Below are 14,112 nucleotides of genomic sequence, written 5' to 3'. Positions count from 1 at the left end.
ATTCGGGTCTAGCGCTTCGGGGTCACATGCGTTCCGGGGCCGAGACGCCGAGCAGCCGCAGCCCGTTCGCGAGGACCACCTTGGTGGCCTCGACCAGCAGCAGCCGCGCTGCGGTCAGCGGAGTCGGCTCCTCGTCCCCGCGCGGCAGGACCCGGCAGGCGTCGTTGAACCGGTGGTAGGTCCCGGCCAGCTCCTCCAGGTAACGGGCTACCCGGTGCGGCGCCCGCAACGACGCGGCCGACGCGACCACGGTCGGCAGCTCGCCGAGCGCCCGCAGCAGGTCACCCTCCCGGGGATGCTCCAGCAGCGACACGTCGATCCCGTCGAGGACCGCCCCCGGCCCGTCCGCCGGGGTGATCCCCAGCGCGGCGGCGTTGCGCAGCAGCGACGCGATCCTGGCGTGCGCGTACTGCACATAGAACACCGGGTTGTCGTTCGTCTGCTTCGCGATGAGGTCGAGGTCGAGGTCGAGCGACGAGTCGAGCGACGAGCGGACCAGCGAGTACCGCGCCGCGTCCACGCCGACGACGTCGACCAGGTCGGCCAGCGTGAGGAAGTTGCCGGCCCGCTTGGACATCTTCACCGGCTCGCCGCCGCGCGACAGCGTCACCAGCTGGCCGATGATCACGTCGAGGGACTCGTCCGGGTTGTCGCCGAAACAGGCCGCGAGGGCCTGAAGCCGGCCGATGTAGCCGTGATGGTCGGCGCCGAGCAGCAGGACGAGCCGGTCGAAGCCCCGGCCGCGCTTGTTCCGGTAGTAGGCGGCGTCGGCGCAGAAATAGGTCGGCTGGCCGTCCGACTTGATCAGCGGCCGGTCCTTGTCGTCGCCGAAGTCGGTGGTCCGCAGGAAGACCGCGCCGTCGGCGTCGTAGACGTGCCCGTGCGTCCGCAGGTCGGCCACCGCCGCCTCCAGCTCGCCGGCCTCGTGCATCGAGAGCTCCGACTTCCACACGTCGAAGTGGACGCCGAAGCCCTCCAGCGTCGAGCGGATCTCGGTCAGCATGAGCGCGAGCCCGTCGCGGGCCGCCACGGCGAGCGCCTGCGCGTCGTCGCCGGCCAGCAGGTCCGGGTGGTCGGCCAGCAGGCGCGCCGCGATCTCCGCCACGTAGGCACCGTGGTAGCCGTCCTCGGGTGTCGGCTCACCCTTCGCGGCGGCGAGCACCGACGCGCCGAACCTGGCGATCTGCACGCCCGCGTCGTTGACGTAGTACTCGCTGGCCGTGTCGTACCCGGCGGCATCGAAGATGCGCACCAGCGCGTCACCGACCGCCGCCCACCGGGTGGACGCGAGGGTGACCGGGCCGGTCGGGTTCGCCGACACGAACTCGACGTTCACCCGGACGCCCTTGCGTTGGGGGGCCCGGCCGTAGGCCTCCCCCGCCCGCACGATCGCGCGGGCGAGCTCACCGAGCGCGTCCGAGGCGAGCTTGATGTTCAGGAAGCCGGGGCCGGCCACGTCGACGGTCGCGATTCCCGGGTCCTTGCGCAGCCGGTCGGCGAGCAGCTCGGCGACCTCGCGCGGCGCGCGCCGGGCCGCCTTCGCGAGCTGGAGCGCCGCCGGGGAGGCGTAGTCGCCGTGCTCCGGGTTCTTCGGGCGCTCCACCGGAACCGTCGCGGGGACGGCGACGTCGATCGCACCGTCCGTCACCGCGGCGCGGACGGCCGACACGATCACGTCGGCAAGGTCGGCGGGAGTCATGCCGCGATGCTATCGGCGCGGTCGGACAGTAGTCGCCGGCATAAAACCGGCCGGATCTCGCGTCCGCCCCGCCGCCGACCCGCGACCGGAAGCCAGGAGCGCCTACACCGGCCCTTCATGATCGCCATTTCGGCCCCGGGCTGGTCGTAGCGGAGCCCGACTTACGACCATCCCAGGGCCCAAACGCCGATCATGAGCCGGCGTTTGGGGATCGAGTGCTGGGTGCGGGGCCTGCTGTTCGTTCCGGCGCGGGCTCAGACCCGCTGGCCCGAGACCAGACGCTGCACCACGCCGATCAGGTCGTCCGGGTCGAACGGCTTGGTCAGGTAGTAGTCCACTCCGACCCGGGCGCCCCGGCGCACGTCCGCCTCGCGCGTGGCGGCGGTCAGCACGATGAGCTTGATGTCCGCGGTCGCGGGGTCCCCCCGCAGCCGGCTCGCGACCTCCCAGCCGTCGACCCGGGGCATCATGATGTCCAACGTCACCACGGCCGGAGCGATCTCGTGGATCCGTTCCAGACAGTCCTGGCCGTCCACCGCCTCATGAACCTCGAAACCCTCCAGCTCCAGGTTCACGACCACGAGCTGGCGCAGAGTCGGGTCGTCGTCGACGACCAGGACACGCGGGGGTTCAAGGTGCACGGCGGAAGCTTACGGCGAGCCCGCTCCCCGGTCCGGCGATCGCACCTGGTACGGTATGCCTCGTTGCCAAGGCGATCCGGCGGCGAGACGCACGCTCCAAGCAGTCTCGAGCCAGTACGCCCCCGTAGCTCAGGGGATAGAGCACTGCCCTCCGGAGGCAGGTGCGCAGGTTCGAATCCTGCCGGGGGCACGTACAGCATCCACGCGAGAGAGAGTTCTTGTGGGTGCCGTGCGCGCGGGGGGCTTGGCGGCTCCTTCCGCGAGGGTTGCGACCTGGTCGAGGTCGACGGCCGGTATTTTGATCATCATCTTGACTTCCTGCCTTTCGTGATCGAGTTGGACGGTGAGTTGGGTGATCTCGTAGAGGCGTCGTTGCAACGCTTCGGGTGCCTGGTGGAGCTTGAGGGCGAGTTCCGGTAGGGCGTCGAGGAGTTGGAGGTTGTCGGGTCCGGGCCGTTCGGGTTCGGCGTCGTCGGCCTCGTCTAGTTCTTGGATCTTCGCGAGGGTGACCTTGCGTTCCGCGTCGAGGTCGTTGTACGTGGCGCGTAGCCCTTGGGTGAACGGGTCGTCGGGGTCGCCGTCCTGGGCTTGGCGCAGCAGGTTGGCCTGCCGGCGCGTCAGGTCGTCGATCTTCTTCTGGAGCCGGCCGCGTTCGGCGGCACGCTCGTTGGCGGCGCGGTCGTCGTAGGACGCCAGTTCCGCGGTGAGCAGGGTGATCCGGCTGCGGCCGAAGACCCGTTCGGCGTAAAACTCCCCGATCGCTTTCTCCAGGACGTCCTCGCGGATGCGGACGGTCTTCGGGTGCTGGTCGAGTTTGTCGTCGCGGCCTCGGTTGTTCGCCTTGGGCCAGCAGATGTACCAGACCGGTGCGCCGGGTTCGCGGACGTTCCCGGCCATCCGCCGTCCACAGGTGCAGTGGACCATGCCCCGGAACACATAGGTCCGCTTCGTCGCGGGGTGGCTGTTCAGCGTGTTGGTCTGGCGGGAGCCGCGCCGCTCGGTGCGGTGGGCGTTGAACTCGTCGAACATCCACTTCGGGATCAGCGGTTCGTGGACGGGCTGCTCGGACCACACCCATTTCTCCGGCCCGTTGACCGCGCCGTGCCGTGACCGGCTGGCGCGGCGGTTGAACACCTGGTAGCCGGTGTACTTCGGGTTGCGCAACAGGTCCGCGACGGTCGACTTCCCCCAGGCACCCCGGGCGCGGTGGGCCCCGCCGACCGGTTCGGGGGGTGGGTAGCGTTCGAGGTCGGCGTTGAGCGCCTCGGCGATCGCCCCGTAGCCGAGCTTGCGGTAGTAACGCCAGTGGGCGATCTGCGTGACGGTCTCCCCGCGCGCCCCGTCCGGTTCCAGCCGCGACTTGGTCGCCCCCCGGTCCGCTTTCGCCGAGTTCGGATGCCGCACGCTCTTCGCCCGGTAGCCGTAGGGCGGTTTCCCGATGTTCCAGCCGTCCCGGACGTGGGTGCACAGCCCACCCCACGAGCTTTCGAGGGTCTGCCAGACCTCGTACTCGGCGACCGACTGGTTGATCCGCCGATGCAGGATCGCGGACGCCCGCGGACCGTCGGTCTTGATCGGCTCGTTCCACGCCAACAGCGCGACGCCGGCCGCTTCGAGCTGGCGCTCGATCGCGAGCGTCTCGTACATCCGCCGGGCGATCCGCGACATCGACTCACAGATCACCACATCGAACCGGCGGTTCGGATGCGAAGCCTCCGCGAGAAGATCATCGATGCCGCCGTCCCGGGGGATCGGGATGTCGAACCGCGACACGTCCGCCCCATGGCCCCGCTGTTCGAGATCCTTGCGGCCGGACTCGACGTCGTAGTAGTGCGCGACGATCACCCACGTCTCCGGCAGCGCGGACTTCGCCCGGCCGAGCTGGCGGATCAGCGACTGGCGGGGGTCCTGCTGCTCCTCGGTCGAGGTCCGCCCCGCGAACGCGACCCGGACCTCCCGCTCCAACAAGGCCATCGGCAACGCGAACGGCGACACCGCCAGGTCCGACAGCGCCGGACGCGCCGGATCCGTCGCCCGGCTCGCCGGGCCGAGCCCCGGACGGCCGGGATCGGCCGCCCGGGACAGCTCACCGGGATCGATCATGCGGCCTCCCCTTCCTGGACCGGTCCGCCGTCCTGCGCCGTGCCGCCGTCGTCGTGGCCGGCGGCCCAGAGCAGAAGATCACGGAGCACGTCCGCCAACTCCGCCCGGATCCGGTCGGCTTCCGGGCCGGTGATCGTCTCGACCTCGCCGTGGAACACCCACCCCCGGGCCGACCCGCCCGCTCTGCCCCGCGACCGAGGCCGCAAGGGGAGAACCCGCGCGTCCGGCCCGTCGGGCCGCTCCCCCACCGACGCCTCCGGGCCGGCACCGGCCGGGCCGGAGCCCGTCGCGGCGGCTTGGTCGATCCGGCCAGAGTGATCGTCGTCGGGCCGGGTGATCCGCGGCCCGCCGCCGGCCGGGGCGCCGGGGGCCGTCATAGCGCCTCCGGGCGCCTCGGGAAACGGCGACGCAGGGGGCAGGATCGGGCAGCCGCTCCCAGCAGGGCACGGGGCAGTATCCGGCTCATTGACGACAAGAATAACCCCCGGACGGTCGGGAAGGGAACCCATCAAGCACGGGAAATACTCCGATCCGGGAATGGACCGCGGGCATACGACCGCCAGGTCCGGGTCCGGATTCCCGTTTAGGGCGGGGGCGGAGGACAGACCGGGAAAGGGTCCGGGTCCGGACTCGGACCCGTCCTGCCCGTCCCCGCCCACGGGCGGCGGCGCCGAGGGCGCGGGGGCCAGGCGCGGACGGTCTGGCTGCTGTGCCGCAGGGGATAGCGGGCGCCGGGGGCGTGGCTGCTCGCCGGCGGAACGGTCGGGGTCAGGGCGGGTCGGGTCGGTCATCGGGTCGGGCCTCCTTCCGCGCGGCTGGGGGAGCCGCTATAAAAGAAACCCGGTTTTGACCCCCATTTTCCGCCACCCGATCTCCAGAGTTGTCCGACCGTTGTGCGGCAAGCTACGGGGCTGGTGCCCAGCGAACCGCTGGGCACCAGGGGTTCCGTGTCCCGGATAGTAGGAACGGGGCATACCCATCGGAGCGCCAGGTTAGGAGATCGAAATAGGCTCTGACGTGCATTCACAGCGGACATGAATGTCCGCGGACTAGTCCGATCGAATGGTGATCGCCGGACGCGCCAAGCCGCCCGGACCGAAGACCGACCGGGCCCGATGCCGTCGTCCGGCTGCGGACCGCCCGGGATGGGGTCCGGCCCTTGGGCGATGACCGCGCGCCGGGAGGTCGTCGATCGGACGGTCCGCCAGGCGGGCATCGTCGCGCCGGGCCGCCGAGCGCGCCGCGACGCGGCCGGCGCGGGTGACCGATCGGCTCCGGCACCGGGATAGCGATTCGCGTGGCGTATCCGCGGGAGCCCCGGGGCGAGGGGAACCCGCGCGGCCCGGTCAGCGGTTCGCGCGGAAAGGGAAAGCGTTTCGTCGAGCACGGCGAGGTGTCCTTTTCCAGTTGGCCCTAAGGTTTCGGGTGGCGGGGCCTTGAGGACACCACATCGATGCCAGCGAAAAGACAGCGCGATCTTGCACACCATGCCCAGCGAAGATCACTGTGCAGACAGCGACGCGCACAGCACGCCCATGCACACAGCCCCAGCCCCCGCCCGCCAGACCCGTGCCAGCGACCCCCACCGACCTGACAGCAGGCCTGTGAGCTGCCACGCTGTCACATCGCCGTCCACGCACCGGCGGCCCTTGCTTCTGCCCAGCGGACCGCACCGCGGGCTCCCCTAGGCGCCCAGCAGAAAATCTTGGAAAAGATTTGGAACGACCCTCGCAATGCAGCTGCGCCATGCCAGCGATCAATAGTCCGACCGGACTAGCCCCGATGCCAGCGGTGAAAAGTGTCCACGCACGCACGCGGTAGGGAATGCACGCCAATCGCTGGCAGCCGCGCCCAACACGCGGACCGCTAGCCCTCCGCTGGCACCCGGCGAAAGCCGAACCAGGTCAATATCCCCAGCACACGCCATCGATCGTCGCCGTTCCCAGAGCCGGCTATGACCACCGTGCGCGCCTGACCGCGCGTGGGCGGTGGCCCATCGCGTCCTCTCTCCTCATCCGCGCGGACTCCAACCCGACCGTCCGCTGAGGCACGAGTCCGACCGTCACTCCGGACGGCGAGGTCCGGGGCCGGACCGGTCGGGTGGCCGACCGGTCTGGCCGCTGACCGGACACATCCACGACGCAGGACCCGCACCCGGGAAGCGGCGGGAGGTGGCGCAGTAACTGTGGTTGTTGTGTCCGGCCTGTCGCGCATGGGAGGCGCGGGCAGGCCGGTAACAGTGACTGCCGCCGGGTGGCCGGTGCCGCGCAGTCCGGGGAAGCGTTTGCGCGCTCCTTGCCGGGGTGGTCCCGAGTACTCGGCTGATGTCGCCGTAGCTGGCGCCCTCGGCCGCGCGGCTTGGCTGGCGAGCGTCCGCATCAACACGCCGATCGACCGTGCCTGTCCACCGGCCGCCGCGAGCGCTTGAGGCGTGACTGTCGGCGGGCCGCCTGCCATGGCGACAACCGCAGTTCCCGCGTCGATCTCCGGGCAAACCTTCGACATCCCGAGTTGTCGTGAGGTTCGTCGGGTGCCCGTCGCGCTGTCCGCTGGTCCCACCCGACCACAGATCCACGCTCGGCGCAGGCAGGACGCGAGGGCTCCTCCCTCACCTTGGGGTAGGACGAGTTGATGGAGTCATCCCGTAGCTGAGCAGCAAGTTACCTCCGAATTTGGGTGAGCACATGACGAAAATGTCGTTTATAGCCCCCAGCGGAATACAGGAAACCGACCAAAAAGTAAAGGAGCTGCTAAGTGTCCTATCTTCTCATATGAAAATGGATATGGCGGGGCTGTCGATCTGGCAGGACAGCAGCCTCGTCACACAGGTTGTTGCCGGGGACGGTGCGAGCTTCGGTATTTCCCCGGGGGTAACATTCGGTATCGACAAAAGTTTCTTTCGCGATCTCCAAACCGGCCTGGTGACTGCTATCACCGGCGAGGCTCGTAGAGATCCCAGGGCGGCGCCACGGGACGTGATCAGATCTTCAAACATCGAATCATATGCAATGACAAGTCTGGCAGACGCAGAGGGCAAGCCTTACGGGATACTTTACTGTCTGTCCCACCGGACCATGCCGGGCCTGGCGCAGCGGGAGGGCCGCTTTCTGTCTCTGATGGCTTCTTTCCTCAAGGACTATCTGCTGGATCTCCGTAAGCTGTGGGAGCTGCGGAGCGGGATTTCGCGCTGTATCAGTGACCTTATCGACTCAGGTGGACCCCGCATTGTCTATCAGCCCGTGGTCCGGCTGACCACCGGCGAGACAGTCGCGGTCGAGGCGTTGTCTCGCTTCCCGCCTTCGTGTTTCGGGCATGCCCTCGACACCGAGGGCTGGTTCGCGGAGGCCAGAACCGTCAATCTCCATGTGGACCTGGAGACACTCATCGCCCAGCAAGCCATCAAGGCATTCTCAAGTCTCCCACCCACGGTCAAAATCGCGATCAACGCCTCGCCCGACACAGTCTCCGAGCGTCTCCCGCAGTTGGTCTGCGACCTGCCGGAACGAGACCGCCTCATCATCGAGTTGACCGAACACGAACGGTGGACCGAGACCCCGGCCGCTCTCAGGGGCGTCGAGCGCCTGCGTTCCCGCGGCATACGCATCGCCGTCGACGACGCAGGAACCGGATACTCCGGCCTTGAGCAGCTCATCCAACTTCGGCCGCACCTCATCAAAATCGACCACGCCCTCACCGGGGGAATCGACCGCGATCCCGTCCGCTGCGCACTCGCAATGGGCATCGCCCGCCTGGCCGACGCGATCAACGCTAGTGTAATCGCGGAGGGGATCGAGACCCCCCAGGAACGGGATACCATCGCCATGATCGGCATAACTTTCGGGCAGGGCTACCTGCTCGGCAAACCAGATTCACTCGCGGTTCGATCCGCCCTGCGCGGCACCGCGCCAGCAACGCATCACGGCCCAGCGCCGAGCACCACCCGGTCAGAGTGTCCCCTACGGCCACAGCCCACTCCTGGAAGTCCAGATGCCCCCGGATCTGCGCCCTGTAGTACTTGATCATCAGTGCGCCCGCGCTGCGGGCGTTGACCGGTGTCACGTTCGGGGGCTGGATGCGGTTGCCGGGTTACTGGTCAGCTCGGCGCAGAAGATCGGCGAGCAGGGCTATGACCGCGTGGCCGCGCGGCGTCCAGCGGCTACGTCCGACCGCTTTGCCGCCCGCTGGATGTACGCGGGATCTGACGGACCTGAGCACAGCCCGGCCCAGCCTCATCCCGTGTTCCCGGCCGACCCGGGGTCGCCCGAGGTCAGGGGACAACGGTCACCGGCCAAAGCCCCAGCTTCACCAGGCGGGTCGCGATCGATCCGACCAGGCGGTGTCCCGCGCTGGAGGAGGCACCGACCACGACCAGATCTGCTGCCACCTCCGTAGCCGTGTGCCTCAGCTCGGTGAACGGGTCGCCGAGGGCCACCGGGACGGTCGAGCAGCACTGATCATTGATCCGGCGACCAACAGATCCGTTCGGTCGGGACGCCGGTCTGGCCCCGGTCGGGGTGACCGGGGCCAGACCGGCACACGAGACGACGTGCCTATGATCATTGTTTGGGATCGTGGCTAGTGGCTGTGCCTCCCTTCGCCGTGCCTTTCAGTCCGGTCGGGGGTTGGGCTGTGGGGCGGTGCTCGCTGCCCGGCGCGCAGTTGGAGCCGTCGGGCTGTCGGCTGTTCGGGCGGGTGCGGGCGGGCGTGGTCCGCCCTCGCCGGTGGTCGTGGCCAGACAGGTCTCGGCGCGGGTGGCCGCCCTGGCCGCCTTGGCCCGTCTGGTGGGGCGTCGTTGTCCCACCCGGCCGAGATGATCGCGTCGAACTCGGCCTGGAGCAGGTCGGGGTCGGCGCAGATCAGGTCGGCCAGCTGCGCCTCGACCGGCCGGACCGGCGCCGTCCCCTGGAGGGTCGTCATCGGTCCCGCCCCGGGTTAGGCGTTGATGGCCTGGCGGTCGTCGCTGGACGTCTCGATCGCGATCTTCCGGGGCTTGGCCTTCTCTGCGACCGGGATCCGCAGGGTCAGCACGCCGGCGTGGTAGCTGGCGGTGATCTTCTCGGTGTCCAGGTTGTCGCCGAGGATCAGCTGGCGGCTGAACACACCGCGGGGCCGCTCGGCGACCAGGACCTCGCCGTTCCCCTTCAGCGCCGGGCGTTCGGCCCGCACGGTCAGCACGTTGCGTTCGACGTCCAGATCCACGGTGGCGGGGTCCACGCCGGGCAGATCGAACTCCGCCACGAACTCCTCACCCTCGCGCCACGCATCGATCGGCATCCCGGACGGGCGGGCCACCGTGCCCAGGGTGCCGAACACCTGCTGGCTCAGCCGGTCCAGCTCCCGGAACGGGTCGGTGCGCACCAACATCGGAACTCCACCTCCACGATCACGATCTACAGATCAGAGCGTTAGGTCATCCACTTATCTGTGGTGGCTGACCTAGATTTGTGTATAGCACCGGTGGCAGACTGAGGCAAGTCCCCGGCCGGCGGTCCCGGCGAAGTCGCAGGAGGCGCCCGTGAGCCCATCTGATGTCGACCCGACCCAAGGGGTGTACGGGATCTCGGTGGCCGCCGATCTGGTCGGGATGGACCCCCAAAGCCTGCGCCTGTACGAGCGGCGCGGGCTGCTGGAGCCAGCCCGCTCCGACGGCGGGACCCGTCGCTACAGCAGCGACGACCTGGCCCGGCTGGAACGGATCGGGCATCTACTCGCGGCCGGGCTGAACCTCGCCGGAATCGCCAAGGTCCTCCAGCTGGAAACGGAGAACGCGCGGCTGCGCGCCGAACTCGAACTGGCTCAAGCCCCGGACGCTGCGCCGACTCCCCGGCCGACCCGCCGTCGACGCACGGACTGAGACAGCAACACCGATCCCAAGAGCCCACCGGCGCGACGAGGCCCCGAACACCACGCCCGCCGGTTGAACGCCCGCGCCGGATCGATCACATCCGTAGTACACGGCGAGCTCGGGGGGGCCGGCGCCAACCAGCACCGCCATCCGCGACGCCATACGCCACATCGTCGTCTTCGACTCCTACGAGAGCGCGTACGCGATCCGTGGCAGCGAACTGCTGCTCGGAGAGGTTCGGCTGGCGGGCCGCCCGGAACCTGCCGACCGAACAGCTGTTCGCGGTCGAGGCCAGCGACGGGCGCGAGGTCTTCGTCGCCACCGACGCACGGGTCTTCGTCAGCCGCGACCAAGGCGATACCTGGCAGATCGCGTCGAGCGGACTGCCGCAACGGCCACATTGCACGGACCTCGCACTCGGCGTCGAGATCGGCGGCCTGCTGCGCGGCCCGACGTCCGGCGGACCGCTTCGGCCATCTCAGTGGCTGACACCCAGCCGCTCGATCCCCGCCCTTGACAAACGCCGGCCCCGGGCCCCCGACCGTCCGCCCGAGCACGAAGCGGTCCCCCGGTCCGGGTCCGGACCCGGACTCGGAAAGGTCGGTCCTCAGACCGAACCGCACCCCGACCGGACACGGACACGACCCGCGATCCCGACCGGCCGACCGACCGACCGGAGCCCAGCCCAACGGGGCACTGCCCCGCACACGATCGGCGGACACAGGCGACCGCGCGGGAGCCGTACGTGCGAGACCACAGCCAGCCATCGCTCGGCGCGGACGCGAGCGCCTGTCGGTCGTAACGGTGGCCCGCCGCAGGGACTCGACGACCTCGGCGGGCCACCGCCGCCTATCCTGCCATGCGAGTCAGAGAGTTCCCGTCCGGAACCCGGCCTGCCCGGCCGTTTGTGGCCGTGGGCGTCCGGGGTTCTGCTCGCCTGTCGACCTACCCGCCGCGTGGACAGCGTCCCGCTTCGACATGCACCCCGCCCGCCACCACGACGCACGACGGATCACGACAACCTCCCCCAAGGCGGCTACGCTGCGTGCACAGCGGTGGCCCGCCAATCGGCCAGGAGTCGGCGGACCGCCGCTGTCCGCTCTCAACTGCCGGACTCGTCCAGCAGGTGATCGACAGATGGTCGCGTTGCTCGCGGCGCCGGTTTCATCGCGAATCGCGGTGGCACTGGTCGTGGCCCTGACAACCGGCACTGCCCTGAGCGCCACGATCGGCCGCGAGGCGCCCCTGGCCTGACGCTGTCCGCGCTCACGATCGTCGCGGTCCTGCGGCGCTTGGCGCCCTGACCACGCCGCCGGGCAGAAGCCCGGCTCGGACGCCGTCAGCTACGGCTAGCCCGGGAGATGTCGACGAGACCGGCCCTGGCCGGGCCGCTGCTGGACGCGATGGCCGCCCCGATCCACAGGCCAGTTCCCGGTCTCACCCTCCGACGGGTCTGAGCGGCTGCGTCGGCAAGGCGAGTGTGTCTGTTTTGGTGGCGAGGATCGCGGCTTGGGTGCGGCTGGTCAGCCTGAGTTTGCTCAGCATAGAGGAGACGTAGTTCTTGACGGTCTTGTCTGACAGGCCGAGGCGGCCGGCGATCTGGCGGTTGCTGAGTCCTTCGCCGAGGAGGTGGAAGACCTCTCGTTCCCGGTCGCCCAGCGGGGCGAGGCGCGGGTCCTGTACCGGACCTTCGCGGAGCCGGTGCAGGACCCGTCGCGTGACGGCCGGGTCGAGGAGCGAACGGCCCGCGGCGACCGCGTGGATCGCGCCAACCAGATCGGCACCGACGATCTGTTTGAGCACGTAGCCGGCCGCTCCGGCCGTGATCGCCGAGAAGAGGGCCTCGTCGTCGTCGTAGGAGGTGAGGATCAGGCAGCCGATCTCGGGATGGTCCGCACGGATCTCCCGACAGACCTCGATGCCGCTGCCTTCTTGCAGTCGGGCGTCGAGCACGGCGACGTTCGGCGCGGCGGTGGGGATCTGGCGCAGCGCCTCGGCGGCTGTCGACGCCTCGCCGACGACCTCGATCTCGCCGGTGTCCTGAAGTGTTTCCCGGATGCCTCGCCGGACGACTTCGTGGTCGTCCACGAGGAACACCCGCACACCCTCCATGATCGGCACGATACCTGTGAGGTTGCGGAAATCCGGTGAGGCAGCCGGCGTGGCCTGCGTGCTGTCCTGGTGGTCTAGGGCCGGTCGCCCATGGGTGCGGCGCGGCGGCGTGCCAGTCTCCGACGATGCACTGCCGCGATCAGCCGTCGGTGTGGGCAACGGCTCGCAGTTCAAGCGCCGGAGTCTGAGCGGCTGGTGACGGAGGCGTGCGTGGAGTATCGCCGCGCTTGTGGTGGTCGGTTTGTGAGGCCCGACGGACTTGTGTGGTGTGTGGCGCAGTAACGTCGCGCTCGGTGGGTGTGTCTCGGTCGGTCGGTGGTTCGTCGAGATGGCTCACATGGCCACCGCGGTCGCTGGGGCCGTTCGGGCTGAGCTCTCGACGGGCGGGATGATGACAGGCTGGGACTTCGAGTCGGCGGTATCTGGTGAGCAGGGCAGTGCGCCTGTGGATCTGCGGACTGACCAGCCGACGCCCGCGCGGATGTACGACTACTTCCTCGGTGGCAAGGACAACTTCGAGGTCGACCGGGAGGCGGCGGCCAAAGTAGACGCCGCGCTGGGGCGCACGGTGACCTATGACGTCGTCTGGGAGAACCGCCGTTTCCTGCAGCGGGCGACCCGCTGGCTCGCGAGCGCGGGTATCGACCAGTTCCTCGACATCGGCACCGGCCTGCCCACGCAGGGCAATGTGCATGAGATCGCCAAGCAGGTCGTGACGGCCCCGCACGTCGTCTACGTCGACAACGACCCGATCGTCGCGACGCATGGCCGTGCGCTGCTGGCCAGTGATCACACCACGACGATCATCACGGCGGACGCGCGGCAGCCCGCGGGTATTCTCACCCATCCCGACGCGACAGGGCTGCTGGACTTCTCCCGGCCCGTCGCCGTCCTGCTGGTCGCGCTGTTCCACTTCATCCGGGACAGCGAGAATCCGGCCGGTCTGCTCGCCGAGTTCCTGGACGCCGTTCCCTCCGGCTCCTATCTGGTCCTGTCTCATTTGACCACCGACGGCCCGCCGGCCGAGGGCGTCGCCCGCACCGAGGCGGCCTACGAGAACGCCACCTCGCCCATGAGGTTCCGGCCGCGCGCCACGATCGCGAGCTTCTTCGACGGCCTGGAACTCGTCGAGCCCGGCCTGGTACGGCCCTGGCAGTGGCACCCCGGCGACGACGACAGCCCCCGCACCGAATGGCTCTACGGCGGCGTCGCCCGCAAACCCTGACACACTGCACCTGGTCCGCCGTCCGGACGCTGCGTGGTGCGCGCGGACAGGTCGTCGTGCTCGGGCCGGGACCGCAGGGCTGCCGCGCGTGCCGCGTTGATGTCGGCCTCGGTGACGCGCCGGACACCAGGTGTACTAGGCGGCGCAACGGTAGCATCCGGCCATGGCTGAACCTCCGGTTGTTCGCTTTGGTCGCGCGCAGACCGGCAATGCGTGGTGGGCGGTACTGCCGTCCGCTGAGGTACTGCACCGTGGCGGGGTGAGTCAGCTCATCGCGGCGGTCGAGCAAGCCATGGAGAAAAATCATCCGGGCCGCCCTTTCGCGTTCCGGCTGGACCCGACTGGGGATTGGGATTCGGGAGACACGGCCCGACCCGTCTAGGGATGCGGTCTTGGCCCGCCCCGCGCGCGGGCTCGGCAGCGAGACGACGCGCGGATTGCCTGCGTTCTGAGCCGGTCGGCGGGGCCCGTCTTTCGCAGTGTCCCC

9 protein-coding genes, 1 tRNA gene and 1 pseudogene are annotated in these 14,112 nt (G+C 69.3%); 4 read left to right on the top strand and 7 right to left on the bottom strand.

Features of this window, described 5'->3' with window-relative positions; all coding sequences use genetic code 11:
• Positions 1-22: 22 nt before the first annotated feature.
• Both argS and FRAEUI1C_RS04605 read right to left on the bottom strand, forming a co-directional pair.
• Positions 23-1,699: an arginine--tRNA ligase gene (gene argS / locus FRAEUI1C_RS04610; protein WP_013422115.1), complete on the bottom strand. Its 1,677-nt coding sequence runs from the start codon at positions 1,697-1,699 to the stop codon at positions 23-25.
• A 254-nt stretch (positions 1,700-1,953) separates the two neighbouring features.
• Positions 1,954-2,340, bottom strand: a complete 387-nt coding sequence (locus tag FRAEUI1C_RS04605) for a response regulator (protein WP_013422114.1) — start codon at positions 2,338-2,340, stop codon at positions 1,954-1,956.
• Between the two features lie 118 nt (positions 2,341-2,458).
• On the opposite strand from FRAEUI1C_RS04605, the gene FRAEUI1C_RS04600 reads away from it, so the two are divergent.
• Positions 2,459-2,530: transfer RNA gene (locus FRAEUI1C_RS04600), tRNA-Arg, on the top strand.
• Positions 2,531-3,150: 620 nt separating this feature from the next.
• Here the strand turns inward: FRAEUI1C_RS04600 and FRAEUI1C_RS41815 are convergent.
• Positions 3,151-4,314: pseudogene (locus tag FRAEUI1C_RS41815) on the bottom strand (recombinase family protein); the annotation flags it as partial.
• Positions 4,315-4,439: 125 nt separating this feature from the next.
• Positions 4,440-4,820, bottom strand: coding sequence for a hypothetical protein (locus FRAEUI1C_RS04585; RefSeq protein WP_013422112.1), 381 nt, complete (start codon positions 4,818-4,820; stop codon positions 4,440-4,442).
• 2,307 nt (positions 4,821-7,127) lie between these two features.
• Between FRAEUI1C_RS04585 and FRAEUI1C_RS04580 the strand changes: the two genes are divergently transcribed.
• Positions 7,128-8,462, top strand: a complete 1,335-nt coding sequence (locus FRAEUI1C_RS04580) for an EAL domain-containing protein (protein WP_013422111.1) — start codon at positions 7,128-7,130, stop codon at positions 8,460-8,462.
• A 248-nt stretch (positions 8,463-8,710) separates the two neighbouring features.
• On the opposite strand, the gene FRAEUI1C_RS40740 is transcribed toward FRAEUI1C_RS04580, so the two are convergent.
• Positions 8,711-8,875, bottom strand: coding sequence for a universal stress protein (locus FRAEUI1C_RS40740; protein ID WP_269724390.1), 165 nt, complete (start codon positions 8,873-8,875; stop codon positions 8,711-8,713).
• 500 nt (positions 8,876-9,375) lie between these two features.
• The gene (locus FRAEUI1C_RS04570; protein WP_013422110.1) at positions 9,376-9,807 is read right to left on the bottom strand and encodes an Hsp20/alpha crystallin family protein; all 432 of its coding nucleotides are present in this window, start codon (positions 9,805-9,807) and stop codon (positions 9,376-9,378) included.
• A gap of 151 nt (positions 9,808-9,958) precedes the next feature.
• Between FRAEUI1C_RS04570 and FRAEUI1C_RS04565 the strand changes: the two genes are divergently transcribed.
• Positions 9,959-10,297, top strand: a complete 339-nt coding sequence (locus FRAEUI1C_RS04565; RefSeq protein ID WP_013422109.1) for a MerR family transcriptional regulator — start codon at positions 9,959-9,961, stop codon at positions 10,295-10,297.
• 1,428 nt (positions 10,298-11,725) lie between these two features.
• On the opposite strand, the gene FRAEUI1C_RS04560 is transcribed toward FRAEUI1C_RS04565, so the two are convergent.
• Positions 11,726-12,400, bottom strand: a complete 675-nt coding sequence (locus tag FRAEUI1C_RS04560; RefSeq protein WP_049807109.1) for a response regulator — start codon at positions 12,398-12,400, stop codon at positions 11,726-11,728.
• A 391-nt stretch (positions 12,401-12,791) separates the two neighbouring features.
• On the opposite strand from FRAEUI1C_RS04560, the gene FRAEUI1C_RS04555 reads away from it, so the two are divergent.
• Complete coding sequence (locus tag FRAEUI1C_RS04555; RefSeq protein ID WP_071587984.1) at positions 12,792-13,625, top strand: SAM-dependent methyltransferase; 834 nt, start codon at positions 12,792-12,794, stop codon at positions 13,623-13,625.
• Positions 13,626-14,112: the final 487 nt, after the last annotated feature.

Origin of the sequence: Pseudofrankia inefficax (assembly GCF_000166135.1) — a bacterium.
Lineage (GTDB): Bacteria > Actinomycetota > Actinomycetes > Frankiales > Frankiaceae > Pseudofrankia > Pseudofrankia inefficax.
Note: the sequence above shows the minus strand (reverse complement) of the source record. Positions and strands in the feature narration are given on the sequence as shown.

What these genes read in the sequence shown, in the direction of transcription:
- argS (WP_013422115.1), bottom strand. Translation starts at nt 1,699, where the DNA reads ATGACTCCCGCCGACCTTGCCGACGTGATCGTGTCGGCCGTCCGCGCC.
- FRAEUI1C_RS04560 (WP_049807109.1), bottom strand. Translation starts at nt 12,400, where the DNA reads ATGGAGGGTGTGCGGGTGTTCCTCGTGGACGACCACGAAGTCGTCCGG.
- FRAEUI1C_RS04580 (WP_013422111.1), top strand. Translation starts at nt 7,128, where the DNA reads ATGACGAAAATGTCGTTTATAGCCCCCAGCGGAATACAGGAAACCGAC.
- FRAEUI1C_RS04570 (WP_013422110.1), bottom strand. Translation starts at nt 9,807, where the DNA reads ATGTTGGTGCGCACCGACCCGTTCCGGGAGCTGGACCGGCTGAGCCAG.
- FRAEUI1C_RS04555 (WP_071587984.1), top strand. Translation starts at nt 12,792, where the DNA reads ATGACAGGCTGGGACTTCGAGTCGGCGGTATCTGGTGAGCAGGGCAGT.
- FRAEUI1C_RS04585 (WP_013422112.1), bottom strand. Translation starts at nt 4,820, where the DNA reads ATGACGGCCCCCGGCGCCCCGGCCGGCGGCGGGCCGCGGATCACCCGG.